The sequence below is a fragment of the Gordonia polyisoprenivorans NBRC 16320 = JCM 10675 genome (genome assembly GCF_000241325.1).
In the GTDB taxonomy this organism is placed as follows: Bacteria; Actinomycetota; Actinomycetes; order Mycobacteriales; family Mycobacteriaceae; genus Gordonia; species Gordonia polyisoprenivorans.
Map to the genome: position 1 here is coordinate 149417 of NZ_BAEI01000031.1, position 17936 is coordinate 167352.

The window sequence follows — 17936 nt, forward strand, 5'->3', positions numbered from 1 at the left end:
GCAGTGCGCTGCCGCCGGAACGGCTTCGGCGGTCCTGGACGGGAGGCATGATGACGGACGACAGCAATACCGGCGAGACCGGAAGAATCAGTGAATTCGGCAGGGACGGATATGTTTTCGATGTGATCGACTCCGGTCGTGTGGGGTCGGGGGAGGTGCCGGGAGCCGACATCCCGATCGTGCTGCTGCACGGATTTCCCGAACGCGCCGCGTGCTGGAACCTGGTCACCCCGATCCTGAATGAGCGCGGCTACCGCACTGTCGCCCCTGATCAGCGCGGATACTCCCCGCGGGCGCGTCCGGCCGCCGTCCGTGATTACCGGATCTCCGAGCTCGCCCGCGACGTCATTGCCTTGGCCGACACGCTGGACGCACCGAAAATTCATCTGGTGGGCCATGATTGGGGATCGGGAGTGGCGTGGGCCGTCGCCGCCGACTATCCCGATCGTGTCGCCACGCTGACCGCACTCGCGGTTCCGCATCCGGGGGCCTATCTGCGCGCGATGCCGCGTGGTCAGCTGTTGCGGTCGTGGTACATGGGAGTGTTCCAGATCCCGGGATTCGCGGAATGGGCGCTGAGCAAAGGCATGTCCAACCCGAGGGCGGCACGATTCGGTCCGCCCGGCTTCGCCGAGCAGCTGCAGACCGACATCATCGACTACGGTGCACTGACCGGCGGACTCAACTGGTATCGCGCACTGAAGTACGGCGATCGCGGACTGATGAACCGCAAGGTCACGGTGCCGACCACCCACATCTGGAGCGACGGAGACGTCTACCTGTCCCGGGCCGGCGCCCGCGGTTGCGCCCAGATGGTGGACGCCCCTTACGACTTCATCGTCCTCGAAGGAGTCGACCACTGGATTCCGCAACGCCGCCCGGAACAGGTGGCCGAGGCGATCCTCGCTCGCATCGCCTGAGTCGCCGGCGCCGCGCTGGTGGAACTTGCCTTCAGTGGATGGTCGCGGTTGATATGAATACAACTTCCACCGGAGCGGGTATCCGACCCCGATTTTCGGGGTTTTCGGCCCAATTCGGTGGAAACTGTATTCGCGGTCGCGGCTTGCACCCGCCCGTCGGTTCATGACGTTCGGCCCTTCCGTCCCGATGGCCGTCCCGCCCCGAGAACCGTTGCACCGATGGGTGCCCGGTCCACCGTGACCCGAATCCAGCATCGGCGCGGGTGGTCTCGAGGCTCGCCGCACGCGGCTCGCACCTCGACCAGCGGGGGACGACGATCCCCTCGAATGATGCTGATGCTCTCCCCATCCGACGATCGGACACTCCCCACCCGATGGTCGAGGTGCACGGCGCCGCAGACGCCGGGCCCCGGGACCCGTTGCACCGGATTGTGTGGAAGGAAAGGTGCTTGTGGACAACAGGTTTGGCTGGTGGGCTGGCGGCAGTTGTCTGTCGGTGGGGTGTGGTAGTGGGTATGGCTTTCGCTGTGATCGGGGGGATGATGAGCCGCCAGGCGGAGAGCCGCGAGATCGCTTGTACCGATGCTGGTTTCGGCTCCGCGCTGCTAGCTCCCCTCCGCGACTACGCTCGCCGCAGGATCTCTCCAAGCGACCCCGTGCTGTCGGCGCGTGTGCGTTCCGAGTCCTGTAGCGCTTTCACGCCGAGATGTGCACCGGCGATGATGAGCGACAGGACGGCCATCGGCACCCCGGCGAGGGTGAGCAACCCCCAGAAGAAGGCCCAATTAGCAAGGCCGACAAAGGCTACGACGAGAATCACCGGGACCACCAGCCACGAGACCCAACACCGCATGACGATCGCCGCCACGATCGGGGGCAGGGCGAGCGCCAGACCCAATTGGATCAACGGCCACGGTCCGAGCGCGGAGAAGGTCGTATCCGCGCACGTGGCACCGGGTCGGGTGCCCGTCTCCTCCAGTACGCCGCCCTTGCCGCATCCCAGGGACACGAAACCGACCGGCTGATACGCCGCCCAGATCACGAATGCCAGAGCGCCCACGGCGATTACGCACCACAGGCACCGAACCGCGGCCATGGTCGGTCAGCTCCGCCGATGCCGAAGTACCTCGATGAGGAGCAGTAGGACGGCGAGTAGGCCGCCGCCGACGACGACCGGCACACGAACGGGATAGGGGAGCTCCGTGGGGGCGCCGGCGCGCAGCTGCGCGAAAGTGGCTCGCTGAGCATCGGATTCGGCGACGACGTCGACGATCGCCGTGCTGTGGGATTCCGCGGCGCTGTCGGATTCTGCGGATGCAGGCTGCTCGGAAGCCGAGGGGGTGGACGCCACGGCTTCGGTGGTGGGTTCGGCGGCGGCCGGCTCGTCGAAGGGAAGCTCGGGTTCGACAGCGGCACGGGCCGGTGTCGGCTCGGGTGCCGGTTCAGGTGACGGGGGAGCCGACTTGGGTGGCGCCTTCTTGGCCGGCGCGGTGCCCGCGCTCGGTGACGGCCGCTTGGTGGGCGGCGCCTTCTTCGCCGGCGCCTTCTTCGCCGGCGCCTTCTTCACTGGGGCTTTCTCGGCGGTGGCCTTCTTCGGAGCGGACTTCTTCACCGCGGCTTTCTTTGCCGGCGCCTTTTTCGCGGGCGCTTTCTTCGCGGGGGTCTTCGTGGCCGCCGGCTTGTCGGTTGCGGCCTTGTCGTTTGCGGCTTTGTCGGCGGCGGTTTCCTCGGCGTCAGCGGCCTTCGGCGGAGCCTTCTTGGCGGGTGCCTTCTTCGCGGGGCTCTTCTTCGCGACCTTCTTGGCCGGTGTGCTGTGACCGGCCGCGCCGGAACCCGTTTCCGGCTCGCCACTCCCGGCCGTCCGGCCGTCGGACGATGGGCGCGCCTTGTTCGGGTCCGGGTCGGTCATGGTGCGGTCGCTCCCTCGCATGTCGCTGACGTGGCGAAACCAATCCTAGACATGACACACACCGGACACGGACACCCCGGACACAGCACCACGCCGTCTCACGACGCCGTCATGGCGCCGACATTGCTCAGGACCGGACGCCGAGCCTCGCGAGGATGTCGGCGTCGATCGCCCCGAGTTCGTCCTCGATCGCGCGGTGCGCGGTGCGACGCTGTCCCGACGCCATCGCCTCGGCGGCGTCCACCGCGATGGCGAGGTTGTCCAGACGCTTGCCGATCGCGTCGACGAAGGCCTTGGCATCGGCGGTGGTGTCCTGGGCGGCCACCTTGTCCAGGGAGGTGCGGGCGGTGGCAATCCGCGCGGCGAGGCTCGCACCGTGTCCGGAGAACTGACGCAGCACGTCCGGCGCGACGCCGACCCGTTCGGCCTGCATCGACGAGAATCGACCCCGTGCGGCCACCGCGGCGCGATACACAACCGGCGCGACGATCGGGGCGACGAGCCGTCCGACCGTCAGATAGCGGCGCACGCTCGCCGGGCTGTAAGGCTTGGCGTCGGCGGCAGCCTTCGCCTTCGCGGCCACCGTCTTGGCTTCGGCCTGCGCGACCTTCACCTGCGCCTTGCTCGCCTTGCGGTCGGCCTTGGCGGCTTTCTTCGCAGTCTTCTGCTCGACCTTGAGCTCTTTGCCCCGCAGCTTGTGCTCGGCCTTGCGGCGTTCCTTGGCGGCCTTGCGGCGATCCTTGGATTCGAACTTGGCCTCGAGCTTCGCCTTGGCCTTGAGTGCTTTGGCCTCGGCCCGCCGTTCGGCACGGCTTCTACCGTCGGACGAGAACACACCCATCGGGGCACCTTTCGCTGGGACTGCCGAGTCTTTGTCCACCTGTACGAGTCCACCTACACGATCGCTACATGACGCGCGCGACCGCGATGGTGAACCCACCGACACAAGCATTACATAGGCTCGGAAACAGACTGTGACGGGCGATACCGCACAACCGGGGACTGCAGGAGGTGACGACGACGGTGGTGAGCCTGCTGCACGCCCGGGACCTCGCCGGGTGCGAGCATCGCCTCGCCCTGGATTCCGCGCACCCCGAGATGACCCGAGACCGTCCGCAGACACCCGAGGCCGCGCGTCGCACCGAGGCTGCGGCGTTGCATCGGGATCGTGTCCGTGACCTGCTGCGGGCCATCCACAGCGACCAGGAACCGAACACGTTCGTCACCGTCGGCCCGGGCTCCTCGGCACAGCGGGCGGCGCGGACGTTGCAGGCATGCGACGAGGGTGCGCACTGGATCTGGAATGCGACGCTGCCGATCGACCCCGACCATGGTCGTCGGGGACATTCGGAACTTCTCGTCCGCGTCGACGACGGCTATCTCCCGATCATCGTGGTGAATCATCGGGCGTCGTATCCGGCCAAGCCGCGACGCGGTGCGCCCGCCGAGGGCACGGTGGCGCTGTTGACCAGCCCGCTGTGGGGATGGCTGCCGACCCCCGACCCGCACCGCACCATCCGCAACCACCGTCGTGACCAGCTGCGGCTGGCCCATCTGACCCAGATGCTGCTCGACGAGGGGCTGGCCCCGACGCATGACGAGCCGGACCTGTGCGCCGGGGTGATCGGCCTGGACATCGATTGCATCGTCGTGCACCGCATCGGAACGACGCTGCCCGACTACCGGTCGGTGTTCGAGCGGCGACAGGCCATCGCCGCGGGGTCGGTGCTGACCGCGCCGCGCCGGGTCTCCGAGTGCCGCAGCTGCCCGTGGTGGGAGAAATGTGGTCCCGAACTCGAGGCGCGCCGCGACATCAGCCTCGTGGTCTCCTCGGGGCAGGCCGACACCCTGACCGAGGCGGGAATCCGGACCGTCGACCAGCTCGCCCGGTACGAGGGGCCGGCGCCGCAGTCGTGGCCGTCGAACGTGGCCTTCGACGACGCCGTGGTCAACGCGATCGCCTGGCTCACCGACGTGCCCCTGGTGCGCCGGGTCGAGCGACCCCTGGTGCGGCGGGCCGACGTGGAGGTCGACGTCGACATGGAGAGCTACGGCGAGGACGGCGCCTACCTATGGGGCACGCTGCTCACCGACAACGTCGACCGCGACCGGCCGGTGCGCTATCGGCCCTTCGTCACCTGGCACCCACTCCCGACCGCCGACGAGGCCCGCTCATTCGCCGAGTTCTGGGCGTGGCTGAAAGCCGAACGGCAGGCCGCGCACGACAGCGGGAAAACCTTTGCCGCCTACTGTTATTCGCAGCAGGCCGAGAACCGGTGGTTGCTCTCCTCGGCCAATCGGTTCGCCGGCGCACCAGGTGTCCCCACGCGCGCCGAGGTCCAGGCGTTCATCGATTCGTCGGAGTGGGTCGACATCTATGAGGCGGTGAGCGCGAATTTCGTGTGCCCGCAGGGCAAAGGCTTGAAGAAGGTCGCTCCCGTCGCCGGTTTCACCTGGCGCGACGACGAGGCCGGCGGCGCCGCGTCGATGGATTGGTACAAGGCGGCTGTCGCGCTCGGCACCACCGAACTCGATCTCTCCCAACGTGATCGGCTCTTGGCCTACAACGAGGACGACGTGCTCGCCACCAAGGTGTTGCGGGAATGGATGGACGGTGACTGGACCGATCCCGACCTCGCCCGGCGCGTCCCCTATCAAGAAGAGCTGTTGACGCTGCGTCGACGGTCAGAGGCGAGTCGAACGCAGGGCGTCGAGGAACGGCCCGGTGCCGACAAGCGCGACGGCACCGAGCAGTAGCAACAGGCCGGGCGAGATGTCGCGGAAGAAGCCGCCGACGCCGGCGAGGGTGACCTTCGGTTCCGCGGCGGGAGCCGCCTGCGGAGCCGTCGAGACCGGCCGTGGTGTGGTGGCGCGCGGTGCGGGTGCGCCCGGCGCGGGAGACGCCGCCGGGATGGAATTCGGTGTCGATCGGCCGGTGTGCGGAGCGGATGTCCCGGGAACCGCGCCCGCACCACCCGCACCTGCGGCAGGTGGTGCGACGGGCACGACCGGCGGCACCGGCGCGGCGGGTGCCGCGGGTGCGGGTGCAGTGGCCGTCGGCCGGGGACGCTCACGTTGCGGGTACACCACGTTGCCCGACGACGAGGTGGATGTCGACACGGTCGGTGGCGTGTAGGTCGGTGCGGGGTGAGGAGGGACCACAGCGCTGCTGCCGCCCGACGGCGACGACCCCGACGGGGATGACGAGGACGATCCGGACGAACCAGGCGACTGGCTGCCGCTTCCGGTCGGCTGCGTATGTGAGCAGCACGTGAACCAGATCCCGCCGCCGGTGGGGCCGGTCCCGCTCGGCGGCGTGGCAACGGCCACCCCGACCCCGGTGCCGACCATCATCATCAATGTGGCGAGCAGCGTGAGTAACGGCACACGTCGATGCCGACGCGGCGTCGGTGTGCGGTGCCGTCCCATCGCTGGTCTCTCCTGCTGTCGTCGGGTGGATCTCCCGATTTCTGAGTGATCCATCAATTCCCGCGCGGCCGTGTTTGCCTCGTATTCACCGATCTGTGTCTGTAGGATCACAGACTGATCACGGCCAATGGACCCCTGTCACATTGACTGTGATCAACACCACAAAAGCTTCAGGAGTGCTGGCTGTGCGGCTGAAGTAGTTCCCGAGGACGCGGCCGTGCAAAATTTGATGATAGCTGCCGTTGCGGAATCTCGGGTTTACGGTCTTTAATGTTTGCAAATGCAAGTTTCAGGTTTCGGAGAAGGTATGACGTCACGAGGCGATGAACGGCCCGCGGGTTCGACGACGGGGGCGCTCGACAAAGACAAGCCGGTCGACACCGACCCCGGCCTGTTCGCGCGCAGATTGGAAGAGCTGTTCCGCACGGTACCGGGGCCCAACGGCCGCGCGTACAGCGCAAAGGCGATCGCGGCGCGATCGACCGAGCGCGGATTCCGACTCGGCGAGTCCTACCTGAGCCAGTTGCGCTCGGGTAAGGCCAAGTCGCCGTCGTTCCGTACCGTCGAGGGGATCGCGGCCGCGTTCGGCGTGGACGTGCACTACTTCCTCGAGGATCGGGCGGCCCAACGCACCCGGGACGAGATCGACCTGATGCGCCTGCAAGCCGACACGAACGTCCAGCTCGCGGCGTTCCGTCTGGCCGGTCTGTCCAGCGATTCGGTGACCGTGGTCAACGAGCTCATCAAGGTTCTGCGCGAGCAGCAGGGGCTGCCGAAGGATCCGCCGGATATTGTGGCAGCGGGGTTGACCGAAGAGCAGGCCGATGCGCGGCTACGCGTCGTCGGCGGCAAGGAGATCGAGGACTGATCTCCGTCGTCGCCGCGGGCCCGCTCCGCCACGACGAGGAGGGGTGTCCGATGCGCAGTTCCCGCGAGATGTGGTCGCTGTGCCGTTCGGTACTCGCCCCGCTCGACCTCGATCTGCCGCTCGACGTCGATCAGCTCTGCGACCGCTTCGGCGAACGCAGGGGACGGCCGATCCGCCTCATCGCACACCCGCTTCCGGCGGGGGTGCCCAACGGCGTGTGGCTGGCCGCCGAAGACGCCGACTACTTCTTCCACCAGCTCAACACCACGCGCTGGCATCGCGATCAGATCGTCATCCACGAGTTCGCGCATCTCATCGCCGGTCATCAGATGCTTGCGAGCATGCCGGAGGTGCTCGCCGGGCTCAGCGCAGCCGACGCCGACTCGTCACTGCGCGGCACCTGCTACGACGACGACCGCGAACGTGAGGCCGAGACCCTGGCGTCGATGATCCTCACGTGGGCGGCCAAGGCCAGCGACGGCGTCGGGCACAGTTCCGCCGACCCGGAGATCCGCGGGCTCCAGCGCCTTCTCGGAGGCCACAAGGGGTGGCTGTGATGTCGGTGCATCCGGTGGCCGCCGAGGTTCTCGCCACGCGATGGCTGACGGCGCCGGCAGTGATCAACGTGCTCGCGCTGGTCATCTTCGCCGCGGCGTTGTGCTGGCGGATCGACCAACTCCGTCGGCACGGTGGTGGCTTGCAGGCCTTCGCCATGACGGTGGCGGTCACGGCGTTGACCCTGGCCTTCGTCGTCGACAACGACTCGGTCGCGCACACCCTCGACGACTGGTTGTTCGCCGGGGCCTCGCGGGTTGTCCTGTACGGCCTGCTGGCGCTGGGCGTGGCCGCCCTGATCGTCGTGTTCTTCTATCCCGGCCGCTCGGTGACCCGGGAGCGGCGCGCAGGCGTCGAAGCCCTCCCGCTCGTCGCCGCGCTGATCGGGCTGCAGGTCAGCCTGTCGTTCGTGCCCGAGGAGATGCGCGATGCGTCACTGAGTCATTGGACGCTGACCAACTGGGGTTACGCGCTGTTCTATCTGATCGCCTGCGGCTATCTGGCGTATGGGTTCTTCGCCTGCGTGCGCAGCGTCGCCAAGTATCTGACGCACGCAGACGGGTACATGCGCACCGCGCTGATCCTGCTGATCGCCGGGCTGGGGCTGCTGGCGATCGGCTCGGTGGTGCAGATCGTCTACGTGCTCGGCAACGCGACCGGCGTGATCGACGCGTCGTGGCTGTTGACCACCAGCCGATGGCTCGAGGTGCTCGGTGTCGTCGGGTTCCTGTTCGGGATCAGTTTCCCGATGCTGCGTTCGAAGTGGCAGGGACTCACCGCGAATCGTCGGCGCCGTCGGGCCGCGCAGGAACTGTTGCCGTTGTGGGAGCTGGTGGCCGACGCGGTCCCCGAAGTGGTCCTGCCCGATCCCGGGCGCATGTCGCCGACGGCGCTGCTGCATCGGCGGGTGGTCGAGATCCGGGACGCCCTCGCACAACTGAGCCCGTTCCTCTCCGACGCCTTCGACTACGCGGGTATCGATGTGCGAGCCGGGATGGTGCGGATGGCGGTGGAGCGGCGCAAAGCCGAGGGGGTGCGATCGGGGACGGTGCGGGCCCTGTTACCCGCTCTCGACGACGGTCTCGAGGGCGACGCGGCACCTCTGCTGGAGTTGTCCGCGGCCGTGGCCGCCCTCCCCGACATCGATGACGACGACGCCGGAGAGCATGGGGATGTCACGGTGGATTCCCTTGTCGGCGAACAGGATTCGCCGACCGATCCCCAGGGCCGGCGCGCCGCGCGCTGACCGGCCCCGAGGGTCGAACTGTCCTCAGCGCGGCGCCATGCGCAGTGCGCCGTCCATCCGGATCGTCTCGCCGTTGAGGTAGTCGTGGGCGACGATGAACTCGGCGAGTTGGGCGTACTCGTCGGGTTCGCCGAGACGCTGCGGGAACGGGATGCCCTCGGCGAGGGTCTTCTGGAACTCCGGGGTGATCCCGGCGAGCATCGGGGTCTTGATGGTGCCCGGCGCGATCGTGCACACGCGCACGCCGACCTGGGCGAGATCGCGGGCCGCCGAGATCGTCATCGCATGGACGCCGCCCTTGGACGCGGCATAGGCGATCTGACCGATCTGCCCCTCGAACGCGGCCACCGACGCGGTGTTGATGATCACGCCACGAGCGCCGTCGTCGCCGACCGCCGGTTCCTGCTGCATGCGGTTGGCGGCCAACCGCATCACGTTGAACGTGCCGATGAGGTTGATGTCGATGATCTTGCGGAACAGATCGAGATCGTGCGGGCCCTTCTTGCTCAGGATGCGTGACGCCCAGCCGACACCGGCACAGTTGACCGCGACGCGCAGCGGGGCGCCCGATTCGGCGATGGTTTCGATGGCCGCCGACACCTCGTCCTCGCTGGTGACATCGGTGGCGATGAAGTTCACACCGCCTGGCGCGCCGTCTTCGGTGGCCTTGTCGATACCCGCCTGCAGATCGAGGCCGAAGACCTCGGCGCCGGCGGCGGCGAAGCGGGCCGCGGTGGCCGCACCGAGGCCGGAGGCGGCGCCGGTGACGATGACGGAGGAGCCGGAGACGTCCATCTTTCATGTCCTTTCGGGTCCGGCCGGAGGTCGAACACCCCTGGCCGATCGTTCGTTCGGTGTTTTCCCGAACACCCTAGGACATGTCGTGGTCGACTGGCTATCGGGACCTGTCGGTGCGACTCGGCTGATCGGGTGTGTGATCAACCACGTGCTGATCGGGCTCCGGCTGATCGGCCACCTGCTGTTCGGGCGACCGGGCCGCCTCGTTCGCCCGGCGACGCCGATGGACGTGGCGGATGTAGACCGAGCCGACGCCGATGAGCACGACCACCGCGGTCACGGTCGCGATGACGACCGGGGTGCTCGCCGCCGTGAGGCCCTCGAACAGCAGCCAGCCGGCGAAGACGAAGAACAGCCCCGCGGCACCGAGGGAGATGACGCGCTCGGGCAGATGCTTACCGAGCAGCATGCCCACCACGATGGCCAGGGCGTCGGCGGCGACCATGCCGATCGTCGAACCGATCCACACGCCGACCCAGTCGTTGTCGGTGGCCAGGGTGATGGTCGCGAGCATCGTCTTGTCGCCGAGTTCGGCGAGGAAGAACGACGACATCACCGCCAGGAAGACCGAGGCGCCGACGCGGTCGGCCTTGGTCTTCTCGTCGTCGTCGAGGTCGTCACCGCGCAGCGTCCACAGGCCGAAGATCAGCATCGCCAGGCCGCCGCAGATCGACAGCATGTCCGACGGGATCGACAGACCCAGGAAATGGCCGAAGAACACCGACACCGCGTGGACGGCGGTGGTCGCCACGGTGATGGCACCGAGAACGATCCACCACTTGTAGCGCAGGGCGTAGGTCATGGCCATCAGCTGCGACTTGTCACCGAGTTCGGCGACGAAGATCACGCCGAAGCTCAGCAGGAGGGCAGCAATCATGAGGGCCACGTTAGCCAGACCTCAGTGCCGCCCGCAACGTCTCGCGCGGCCGTATTTCCGCAGGTAGGGGGCACAAAACCGAAAGTTTGGGTACCCTCAAAAATCGATCCGGCACACGGCTCGGAAGGCTTGGGCGGCTTACGCTGCGAGAAGCATCGCCAGCACCGCGGTGTCCGGGTCGGCGCCGGGGTCGATTCCGACCTGATTACGCAGGTTCACCACGGTCCCGTCGGCTTCGGCCTCGGCCCATCCGGCGCGGTGCTCGAGACCGAGTTCGGGCAGTCCGGGCAGCAGCACGCACCCCGAGGCCACCTGCGAACACTCCGGCAACGACGGACGGGTCCGTGATGGCGGGTGCAGCATCAGCAGGGCAGGCGGATTGGTGAGAAAACGCCCGGCCTCCAGGAAGCTGTCGTCGACCACGTTGCCGACGGCGACCATCATCCCGACGGCGTCGTCGGCGGCCTCCTCGGGTCGTTCCTCGACGACGCCGAAGATCGTGGTGGTGGGCAGGAATCCGGGCCGGCAGGCGATGCGGACCGAGGCCACCAGGGTCTGGGTCCATTCGAGGGTCGATTCCGGCCAGCGGCCGGAGATGAGGATGCCGTTGAGTTCGCCTTCCTGGTGAACCGGCGTGAGTCCGATCGCGGTGGACTGCATGGTGACTCCCTCCTGACGAGGTACTACTGAACCGGCTGGCGAACAACCGGTGAAGAAAATATCCACCCTTCCCAGCGCCGCGACAACTCGAATCACCCGGATGTGACGGTACTTTTACACTTCGCGTTCGCGGCCTGCTGCGGACCGTGTGCGCCGACGCCGCAGCGGGCTGGCGAGCACGTCCAGGCACACTGGTGGGGTGCGAAGAAAGACCGAGACACCTTCGGCGGGGAAGCCGAGTGCACCCCGCGGACCGCTGCGCCCGGTCGAAATAGCCTCGATCGCGATCTTCGGCGGGCTGGCCGTGGCCGCCGTCGTCATCGCCGCGGTCATCCCACTCGCCAGTGCGGTGCGCGTACTCGCCCCGGTGCCGCTGGCCCTGATCGCCGCCCGGACGCGTCCGCGCGCCACCGTCGCGGCGGCGGTCGCGACCACCGGGGTGGCCTTCGCGATGGCCGGCAGCGGTGCCGCGCTGTCGGTGTTCGGCTCGGCGGTCCTCGGTGGCATCATCGGCGAACTCAAACGACGCGGCCGTGGCGTGCCGGCGATGCTGGCCGCGGCCACCATCGTGGCGCCCGTCGTGGCCGCGGTGACCGTGCTGATCCTGCTGATCCTCAAGCCCCTGCGCGAGCTGGTGCTGGCCGCGTTGTCCAACTCCCTCGAGGGCGCGGCCCGGTGGATCGGGAAGATCCCGTCGATCGGGGACGGAATCGCCCACGGACTCACCAGCTTCCGCACCAGCATCGTCGACTGGTGGTGGTTGTGGATTCTGGTGTCGGGGGCGGTCGGCACCTTCCTGACCATCGTGGTGGCCTGGTGGATTCTGGGCGCGGTGATCGAGCGGCTCTCCGACGTGCCCAGCGAGGACACCCTCGACGCCGGTGACGCGGAGGTCACCATCGGTGACGACACCGTCATCGCTCCCTTGCCGATGACCCTGCGCGACGTCGAGTTCTCCTACGAACCCGTCGGTCGGCGCATCCTGCGCGGCATCGACATGACCATCGAGCCGGGCGAGTTCATCGCCGTCGTCGGCGCCAACGGCTCGGGCAAGTCGACGCTGGCCAAGATCCTGGCCGGACGACATCCTTCGGCGGGCACCCTGACCCGTCCGGGTGCTGCGGGCCTCGGTCGCCTCGGCGGTACCGCCATGGTGTTGCAGCGCCCGGAGACGCAGATGCTGGGCTCCCGGGTCGCCGACGACGTCGTCTGGGGTCTGCCCGCGGGCGCCGACGTCGACGTCGAGGCGCTGCTCGCCGAGGTGGGACTGGCCGGCCTCGGTGAACGCGAGACCTCGGATCTGTCCGGCGGTCAGCAGCAGCGCCTGGCCATCGCCGGGGCGTTGGCCCGCAATCCCGCGTTGCTCATCGCCGACGAGGTGACCTCGATGGTCGACCCGCAGGGCCGCGAGGAGATCATGGCGCTGCTCACCGCGTTGCCGCGCACCCGCGGCGTCGCCGTCGTGTTGATCACCCACCGTGCCTCGGAAGCCTCGGCCGCCGACCGCGTCGTGCACATCGTCGACGGTCGGGCGGTCCCCGAATCGCCGACGTGGTTCCCCGCCGCCGGACCGGGCGGCGAGGCGCGGCCGGAGACCGTCGGTGAGACCCACGCGATCGGCCATCGCGCGCCGCTGTTGCGGCTGACCGACGTCGGGCACACCTATCTCGCGGGTTCGCCGTGGGAGGTACGGGCCCTGAGTGCAGTGTCGTTGACGGTCGATCGTGGTGACGGCCTGCTGATCGTCGGTGGAAACGGTTCGGGGAAAACAACTCTCGCGTGGATCATGGCCGGACTCATCGCGCCGTCGGAGGGCACGTGCGAACTCTCCGACGACGGTGACTGGGCCAAGGTCACCGGCAAGGTCGGTGAGGTGGGGCTGGCCTTCCAGCACGCGCGCCTGCAGATCCAGAAGCAGAACGTCGGCGAGGAGATCATGGCCGCCGGCGGTGAGAAGGTCGGTACCACCGAGGTGGCGCGGGCCCTGGAGTCGGTGGGACTGCCGCGTTCGATCGCCGCCGCCCGCACCGACTCACTCTCGGGCGGTCAGATGCGCCGGGTGGTGCTGGCTGGTCTGCTGGCCCGCCGGCCGGAGGTGCTCGTCCTCGACGAGCCGCTGGCCGGTCTCGACCCCGGCGCTCGCACCGAGGTCATCGGCGTGCTCGCCGGATTGCGGCGGGCGGGTATGACGATCGTGATCATCTCCCACGACTTCGCCTCCCTCGGTGACGTGTGCGATCGCCGCGTCCACCTGGTGCGCGGTGTCCTCACCGAAGGCGGCACCGACCACGTCGACGATGGTCCCGCGCTCGACATCAACCCGCACGAGCCCGAGGTGACCGACGCCGCCCGGCCGACGCTGTTCCGCGGAAAGAGGTCTCACGAATGACGATGCGTACGGTGCCCTTACGTCAGGTGCCCGGCGACTCGGTGATCCACCGGCTGTGGGCGGGCACGAAGCTCCTCGTGGTTCTCGTGCTCAGCGTGATGACCTGGGTGCTGCCGTCGTGGCCGGCACTCGGCATGGTCGCCGCGGTGCTGGTGATCACCGCGCTGATCGCCGGCATCCCCTTGGGCGCGATTCCCCGACCGCCGTGGTGGTTCTGGGGGTTGTTGCTCCTCGGAGCGGCCGTCAATGCCGCGGTCAGTGTTGCCGCTGTGGTCGTGTTCGCGCGGGCCACCGCGTTGGGCCTGGTGCTGGTCGCCACCTCCATCCTGGTCATCTGGACGACGCCGCTGGCCGACGTCGCCCCCGCGATCGCGACGTTGATGCGCCCGCTGCGATGGCTGCGGCTGCCCGTCGACGAGTGGGCCGTCTCGATCGCGCTGTGCCTACGTGGCCTGCCGATGCTCATCGAGGAGCTACGTCTGCTGCGCGCGGCACACCGGCTGCGACCGACCGCGCCGGCCGACTCCGGACACCCGGCCGCCGAGATGGGCATCATCGACATGGTGGTCGCGGCGATGAGTTCGGCACTGCGTCGTGCCGAGGAGATGGCCGAGGCGATCACCGCGCGCGGCGGCACCGGCCGCCTCACCGCCTACCCATCCCGACCGCATCGGCGGGACTGGTTCGTGCTCGGCATCGTTGCTGTCGCCTGCGCCGGGGCGATCACGGCGACGGTGCTGCTCTGAGCGTCGGGAGTGCCACGGCGAGCCGGAACCCGTCGTCGACGTTCTCGGCGCTGACCTCGCCGCCATGGGCACGGACGATCTCGTGCACGATCGCCAGTCCGAGCCCGGCTCCTGCCGATGCCCCGGCGCCGCTGTCGTGGGGTGTGCGGGCGCGCTCGGACCGCCACCCGACCTCGAAGATCCGGCCGAGGTCCTCGGTGGCGACGCCGTCGCCGTGGTCGAGGACGTAGAGGATGAGGTGACCGTCCTCGACGCAGTCCGCGGAGACGAGGATCTCCGAGTCCGCCGGGGCGTGTTTGACGCTGTTGGTGAGGAGATTGACCACCACCCGGGTGAGTTCGTGCGCATCCGCCCAGACCATGTGCCCGGCGATGTCGGCTTGGATGATGGTGATGCCGCGAGCGCGGGACAGGTGTGCCACGTCCGCCACTGCGTCGGAGACGATGTCGAGCAACTCGACCGACTCGCACCGGAGCACCAGCGCGCCGCTGCGTAGCCGAGACAGCTCGAACAGATCATCCACCAGCCGGTTCATGGTGTCGGTTTGGGTGCGGATCGCCCGGAGGTACTCCACGGGCTTGTCGGCGACGCCCTCCTCCAGCCCCTCGGCGAGAGCCCGGATCCCGGTCAGCGGGGTCCGCAGATCGTGCGAGATCCACGCGAAGAACTGGCGGCGCGAGGCGTCGAGTCGCTCGATTTCGGCGCGTGCCTCGGCAAGCCGCGCCGAGGTGTCGGCCAGCTGCGCCGAGACCTCGGAGATCTCGCGTGACGCTCCTGCCTCGATGGACACGATCTCGCCGTCGCCGACACGGCGTGCCGTGTCGCGAAGAGTGCTCATCGACGTGCGGGCGATCCGTCCGACGGCCACCGCCGCGAGCACACTCATGGCGCTGGAGATGGCGACGACCCAGATCAATACCTGTAGATCGTGATGTGACACATACATTTCCGCGGCGATGACGATCACCGACCCGGCAATCGCGACGGGGGCGGTCAACACGACGACGGCGAACTGCGCGGTGATGGAGGCACGCCGGCCGAGTCGGATCGCAGCCAGTGCCAGCACGGACACGGCGATCGTCCACACTGCGGCGATCGCAATCACCGTCAGCACGTCGCGGTAGGTCAACCCCATCATCGGTCGCCGGCCACGGTGAATCGGTACCCTGCGCCCCACTCGGTGAGCAGGTGACGCGGGTAGCGTGGCTCCGGTTCGATCTTCTCTCGAAGCCGTCGCACATGAACGGTCACCGTGGAGGCGTCGCCGAACGCCCAGCCCCAGACCTCACGCAGGATGTCGCCGCGTGAGAACACGGTGTCGAGGTGCTGAAGGAAGAACAGTAGGAGCTCGTATTCCCTTGTGGTGAGCGCTATTTCGCGGCCATCGCGGAAGACCCGACGCCGCGCGGGATCGACCCCGAAAGGCCCGCTCGAGAACGCCGAGATCGGTTGGCGGCCATGACTACGGCGCAGCAGGGCGTCGATCCGCAACTGCAACTCGCGCAACGCGAAAGGTTTGGCGAGGTAGTCGTCGGCGCCGGATTCGAGTCCGGCGATACGGTCATCCACCGAATCGAGTGCTGTCAGCATGATGACCGGCGTCAGTGGGATGTCCGCGCGGATCTGGCGACAGAGCTGATCGCCGTCCACTCCGGGCACCATGCGATCGAGAACCACGAGATCCGGTGCTGCCGAACGTAACACGTCGCTGGCTCGCGATCCGTCGGCGATCTGGTGGACGGTGAACCCGGCGGCACGCAGGAAGTCACCCACCGCGACGAGTACCGCGGGGTCGTCCTCGACGACCATGATCTCGGCTCCTGCATTCACCGCACCGAGCGTAGTGCGTTCGCCGACCACGGTGGTCCGGACAACTCTTACGGTGCTGAAATCTTCTCCCGCAAGGCCGGTGTCGCTCACTACGTTCGGCTCAGTCGTCATCCATAGACGACGACATCGGCACACGCAAGACGCCGACCGAATGACTCCGCGAAGTACACGAAAGGGATCCCCATGAAGAAAACCCAGTTCGCCGGGCTCTGTGCCGCAACACTGGCCGCCGGCACGCTCGTGCTCTCCGCGTGTGACAGTTCGGGCTCATCGACGACGGCTGCACCCGCCGGCAGTTCGTCGATGTCGATGACCTCGACGATGTCGATGTCGCAGCCGATGGGGGCTTCCCGCGGTGGCACCTTCGCCGGCATGAACGGCAAGAACGTCTCCGGCAAGGTGACTGTCAACGGAGACAGCGTTGTGCTGACGGGATTCTCCTCCGACGAAGGCCCGGACCTCCACCTCTATCTGACGAACGGCACCGATGAGGCAGCCGTCGGCGCGGGTAAGCAGATCGGTCCGGTCCGTTACGACGCTGCCTCCCAGACCTTCATGGTCACCGGGGTCGACACCGCGATGTATCGCGACGTGGTCATCCACTGCGACAAGGCCAAAGCGGTCTTCGGTGCCGCCTCGCTGTCATGAGCGCCACCCGCCAGGTGCTGGGCTGGTTGCCGGCAACCGTGGTCCGGGTGGCGCTCGGTGTGCTGTGGCTCCATGAGGGCTTGCTGAAATACCAAGCGGGATTCGGCTCCGCCGACATCGGACTCGTCGTCGAAAGCGCGGCGTCGAATCCGCGTGTTCCGTCGTACTTCACCGCGTTCTCCGACCACGTGTTGAGCCACACCACCACCCTGTTCGGGTTCGTGATGCCCGCACTCGAGACGGCGCTCGGAGTCGTTCTCGTCCTCGGTGTGCTCACCCTTCCGGCAGCGCTTGGCTCGGTGTTCACATTGATGACGTACTGGTCCGCGGATCAACTCATCGGCGAGTACCCGATCATGGTGCTGCTGTCGGTCGTGGTCGTCGCCTTCCCGGTCGCGGCCTCGCAGTTGTCGCTGACCGCAGTTCTCGACCGGATCACTGCCACGCACACGTCGCGAATATGGCGATCACTGGCACCGGCGCGACGGTGGTTGTGAACTCACCGGTTGCGGGGGCGTCAGCTGGGGCACGACACCGAGAATTCCCATGCCGTTCCGGTGTCGTCGGTGTTGACCCGCACCTCGATCGTGCTGGATCGGCCGGCGGGCAGCGTGACCCGCACGCTGTCGTCTCCATCGCCGGCGAGCTGGTGCCGGTTGTTGTTCTGGCTTTCCGAGCCTTGCCAGCCGGTGGTGTAGATCTGCTTGCCCTCATAGAGGATGTCGAACTTGTCGGGGATCGAGTAGGCGTCGAAGGAGAAGGTGAAGGTCGTGGGACCGCTGTGGCCCAGTCCGATGGGGAAGTACGAGGGCTTTGCGCTGTAGGTGCCGTCCGCCGCACCTCCCGGGCACTGCTGAAGCGGGGCACGCTGCTCGTTGAGCGGTGCCGCGCCACGGTCGTCGTTCGGCGTCGAGGTCGGCGGGTGGCTATAGGCCGGGTCCTGGGTTCCGTCGGCCTGGGCCAGACCGGGAGCGGCGACGGCCAAAGCGGCTGCGGACAGGGCGGTGGCGCAGAGGGCGCGCACGGTGCGAGAGGGCACGAGTTCTCCTTCGAGGGAACGT

19 protein-coding genes are annotated in these 17936 nt (G+C 67.9%); 9 read left to right on the top strand and 10 right to left on the bottom strand.

All coding sequences use genetic code 11. From position 1 onward, the window contains the following. Positions 1 to 47: 47 nt before the first annotated feature. Positions 48 to 920: an alpha/beta fold hydrolase gene (locus GOPIP_RS08130; RefSeq protein WP_006369139.1), complete on the top strand. Its 873-nt coding sequence runs from the start codon at positions 48 to 50 to the stop codon at positions 918 to 920. Between the two features lie 622 nt (positions 921 to 1542). On the opposite strand, the gene GOPIP_RS08135 is transcribed toward GOPIP_RS08130, so the two are convergent. From GOPIP_RS08135 to GOPIP_RS08145, 3 genes are all read right to left on the bottom strand, one after another. Next, positions 1543 to 1980 (bottom strand): hypothetical protein, encoded by a 438-nt coding sequence (locus GOPIP_RS08135; RefSeq protein WP_244421123.1) that lies wholly within the window; start codon positions 1978 to 1980, stop codon positions 1543 to 1545. A gap of 42 nt (positions 1981 to 2022) precedes the next feature. Then, positions 2023 to 2829: a hypothetical protein gene (locus GOPIP_RS08140; RefSeq protein WP_006369141.1), complete on the bottom strand. Its 807-nt coding sequence runs from the start codon at positions 2827 to 2829 to the stop codon at positions 2023 to 2025. A 127-nt stretch (positions 2830 to 2956) separates the two neighbouring features. Beyond that, positions 2957 to 3670 (bottom strand): DUF6474 family protein, encoded by a 714-nt coding sequence (locus tag GOPIP_RS08145; RefSeq protein WP_006369142.1) that lies wholly within the window; start codon positions 3668 to 3670, stop codon positions 2957 to 2959. A 170-nt stretch (positions 3671 to 3840) separates the two neighbouring features. On the opposite strand from GOPIP_RS08145, the gene GOPIP_RS08150 reads away from it, so the two are divergent. Further along, positions 3841 to 5586 (top strand): TM0106 family RecB-like putative nuclease, encoded by a 1746-nt coding sequence (locus tag GOPIP_RS08150; RefSeq protein WP_138944090.1) that lies wholly within the window; start codon positions 3841 to 3843, stop codon positions 5584 to 5586. Here GOPIP_RS08150 and GOPIP_RS29405 read toward each other — a convergent pair. Next, entirely contained in the window at positions 5515 to 6258 is a 744-nt protein-coding gene (locus GOPIP_RS29405; protein WP_138944091.1) for a hypothetical protein, read from the bottom strand. The genes GOPIP_RS08150 and GOPIP_RS29405 overlap by 72 nt on opposite strands. Positions 6259 to 6565: 307 nt before the next feature. Between GOPIP_RS29405 and GOPIP_RS08160 the strand changes: the two genes are divergently transcribed. Genes GOPIP_RS08160 through GOPIP_RS08170 form a run of 3 tightly spaced genes read left to right on the top strand, consistent with a single transcriptional unit; the run spans position 6566 to position 8927 of the window. Continuing rightward, complete coding sequence (locus tag GOPIP_RS08160) at positions 6566 to 7126, top strand: helix-turn-helix transcriptional regulator (RefSeq protein WP_006369144.1); 561 nt, start codon at positions 6566 to 6568, stop codon at positions 7124 to 7126. Positions 7127 to 7176: 50 nt separating this feature from the next. Next, positions 7177 to 7683: a hypothetical protein gene (locus GOPIP_RS08165; protein ID WP_006369145.1), complete on the top strand. Its 507-nt coding sequence runs from the start codon at positions 7177 to 7179 to the stop codon at positions 7681 to 7683. After that, complete coding sequence (locus tag GOPIP_RS08170) at positions 7683 to 8927, top strand: MAB_1171c family putative transporter (RefSeq protein WP_006369146.1); 1245 nt, start codon at positions 7683 to 7685, stop codon at positions 8925 to 8927. Before GOPIP_RS08165 ends, GOPIP_RS08170 begins: the two co-directional genes overlap by 1 nt. A gap of 24 nt (positions 8928 to 8951) precedes the next feature. Here the strand turns inward: GOPIP_RS08170 and GOPIP_RS08175 are convergent, their stop codons facing one another. From GOPIP_RS08175 to GOPIP_RS08185, 3 genes are all read right to left on the bottom strand, one after another. Then, complete coding sequence (locus GOPIP_RS08175) at positions 8952 to 9722, bottom strand: SDR family NAD(P)-dependent oxidoreductase (RefSeq protein WP_006369147.1); 771 nt, start codon at positions 9720 to 9722, stop codon at positions 8952 to 8954. A gap of 100 nt (positions 9723 to 9822) precedes the next feature. Next, positions 9823 to 10602: a TMEM165/GDT1 family protein gene (locus GOPIP_RS08180; RefSeq protein ID WP_035727593.1), complete on the bottom strand. Its 780-nt coding sequence runs from the start codon at positions 10600 to 10602 to the stop codon at positions 9823 to 9825. A 138-nt stretch (positions 10603 to 10740) separates the two neighbouring features. Then, positions 10741 to 11262, bottom strand: coding sequence for a hypothetical protein (locus tag GOPIP_RS08185; protein ID WP_006369149.1), 522 nt, complete (start codon positions 11260 to 11262; stop codon positions 10741 to 10743). A 199-nt stretch (positions 11263 to 11461) separates the two neighbouring features. Here GOPIP_RS08185 and GOPIP_RS08190 point away from each other — a divergent pair, with 199 nt between their 5' ends. Together GOPIP_RS08190 and GOPIP_RS08195 are read left to right on the top strand one after the other, a co-directional pair. Continuing rightward, entirely contained in the window at positions 11462 to 13651 is a 2190-nt protein-coding gene (locus GOPIP_RS08190) for an ABC transporter ATP-binding protein (protein WP_035727487.1), read from the top strand. After that, positions 13648 to 14397: an energy-coupling factor transporter transmembrane component T family protein gene (locus GOPIP_RS08195; RefSeq protein WP_006369151.1), complete on the top strand. Its 750-nt coding sequence runs from the start codon at positions 13648 to 13650 to the stop codon at positions 14395 to 14397. Before GOPIP_RS08190 ends, GOPIP_RS08195 begins: the two co-directional genes overlap by 4 nt. On the opposite strand, the gene GOPIP_RS08200 is transcribed toward GOPIP_RS08195, so the two are convergent. Beyond that, complete coding sequence (locus GOPIP_RS08200; RefSeq protein ID WP_006369152.1) at positions 14375 to 15532, bottom strand: sensor histidine kinase; 1158 nt, start codon at positions 15530 to 15532, stop codon at positions 14375 to 14377. The genes GOPIP_RS08195 and GOPIP_RS08200 overlap by 23 nt on opposite strands. Next, positions 15532 to 16206 (bottom strand): response regulator transcription factor, encoded by a 675-nt coding sequence (locus GOPIP_RS08205; protein ID WP_006369153.1) that lies wholly within the window; start codon positions 16204 to 16206, stop codon positions 15532 to 15534. Before GOPIP_RS08205 ends, GOPIP_RS08200 begins: the two co-directional genes overlap by 1 nt. A 204-nt stretch (positions 16207 to 16410) precedes the next feature. Here GOPIP_RS08205 and GOPIP_RS29265 point away from each other — a divergent pair, with 204 nt between their 5' ends. Further along, positions 16411 to 16875, top strand: a complete 465-nt coding sequence (locus GOPIP_RS29265) for a DM13 domain-containing protein (RefSeq protein ID WP_205741448.1) — start codon at positions 16411 to 16413, stop codon at positions 16873 to 16875. Continuing rightward, the gene (locus GOPIP_RS08220; protein WP_006369156.1) at positions 16872 to 17372 is read left to right on the top strand and encodes a DoxX family membrane protein; all 501 of its coding nucleotides are present in this window, start codon (positions 16872 to 16874) and stop codon (positions 17370 to 17372) included. The genes GOPIP_RS29265 and GOPIP_RS08220 overlap by 4 nt, the downstream gene beginning before the upstream one ends. 20 nt (positions 17373 to 17392) lie before the next feature. Here GOPIP_RS08220 and GOPIP_RS08225 read toward each other — a convergent pair whose 3' ends face one another. After that, positions 17393 to 17914 (bottom strand): hypothetical protein, encoded by a 522-nt coding sequence (locus tag GOPIP_RS08225; protein ID WP_006369157.1) that lies wholly within the window; start codon positions 17912 to 17914, stop codon positions 17393 to 17395. Positions 17915 to 17936 lie beyond the last annotated feature (22 nt).

Coding starts and splice junctions, on each gene's coding strand:
- GOPIP_RS08130 (WP_006369139.1), top strand. CDS start 48: ATGATGACGGACGACAGCAATACCGGCGAGACCGGAAGAATCAGTGAA.
- GOPIP_RS08140 (WP_006369141.1), bottom strand. CDS start 2,829: ATGACCGACCCGGACCCGAACAAGGCGCGCCCATCGTCCGACGGCCGG.
- GOPIP_RS08145 (WP_006369142.1), bottom strand. CDS start 3,670: ATGGGTGTGTTCTCGTCCGACGGTAGAAGCCGTGCCGAACGGCGGGCC.
- GOPIP_RS29405 (WP_138944091.1), bottom strand. CDS start 6,258: ATGGGACGGCACCGCACACCGACGCCGCGTCGGCATCGACGTGTGCCG.
- GOPIP_RS08160 (WP_006369144.1), top strand. CDS start 6,566: ATGACGTCACGAGGCGATGAACGGCCCGCGGGTTCGACGACGGGGGCG.
- GOPIP_RS08165 (WP_006369145.1), top strand. CDS start 7,177: ATGCGCAGTTCCCGCGAGATGTGGTCGCTGTGCCGTTCGGTACTCGCC.
- GOPIP_RS08170 (WP_006369146.1), top strand. CDS start 7,683: ATGTCGGTGCATCCGGTGGCCGCCGAGGTTCTCGCCACGCGATGGCTG.
- GOPIP_RS08175 (WP_006369147.1), bottom strand. CDS start 9,722: ATGGACGTCTCCGGCTCCTCCGTCATCGTCACCGGCGCCGCCTCCGGC.
- GOPIP_RS08180 (WP_035727593.1), bottom strand. CDS start 10,602: ATGATTGCTGCCCTCCTGCTGAGCTTCGGCGTGATCTTCGTCGCCGAA.
- GOPIP_RS08185 (WP_006369149.1), bottom strand. CDS start 11,262: ATGCAGTCCACCGCGATCGGACTCACGCCGGTTCACCAGGAAGGCGAA.
- GOPIP_RS08195 (WP_006369151.1), top strand. CDS start 13,648: ATGACGATGCGTACGGTGCCCTTACGTCAGGTGCCCGGCGACTCGGTG.
- GOPIP_RS08200 (WP_006369152.1), bottom strand. CDS start 15,532: ATGGGGTTGACCTACCGCGACGTGCTGACGGTGATTGCGATCGCCGCA.
- GOPIP_RS08205 (WP_006369153.1), bottom strand. CDS start 16,206: ATGGTCGTCGAGGACGACCCCGCGGTACTCGTCGCGGTGGGTGACTTC.
- GOPIP_RS29265 (WP_205741448.1), top strand. CDS start 16,411: ATGAAGAAAACCCAGTTCGCCGGGCTCTGTGCCGCAACACTGGCCGCC.
- GOPIP_RS08220 (WP_006369156.1), top strand. CDS start 16,872: ATGAGCGCCACCCGCCAGGTGCTGGGCTGGTTGCCGGCAACCGTGGTC.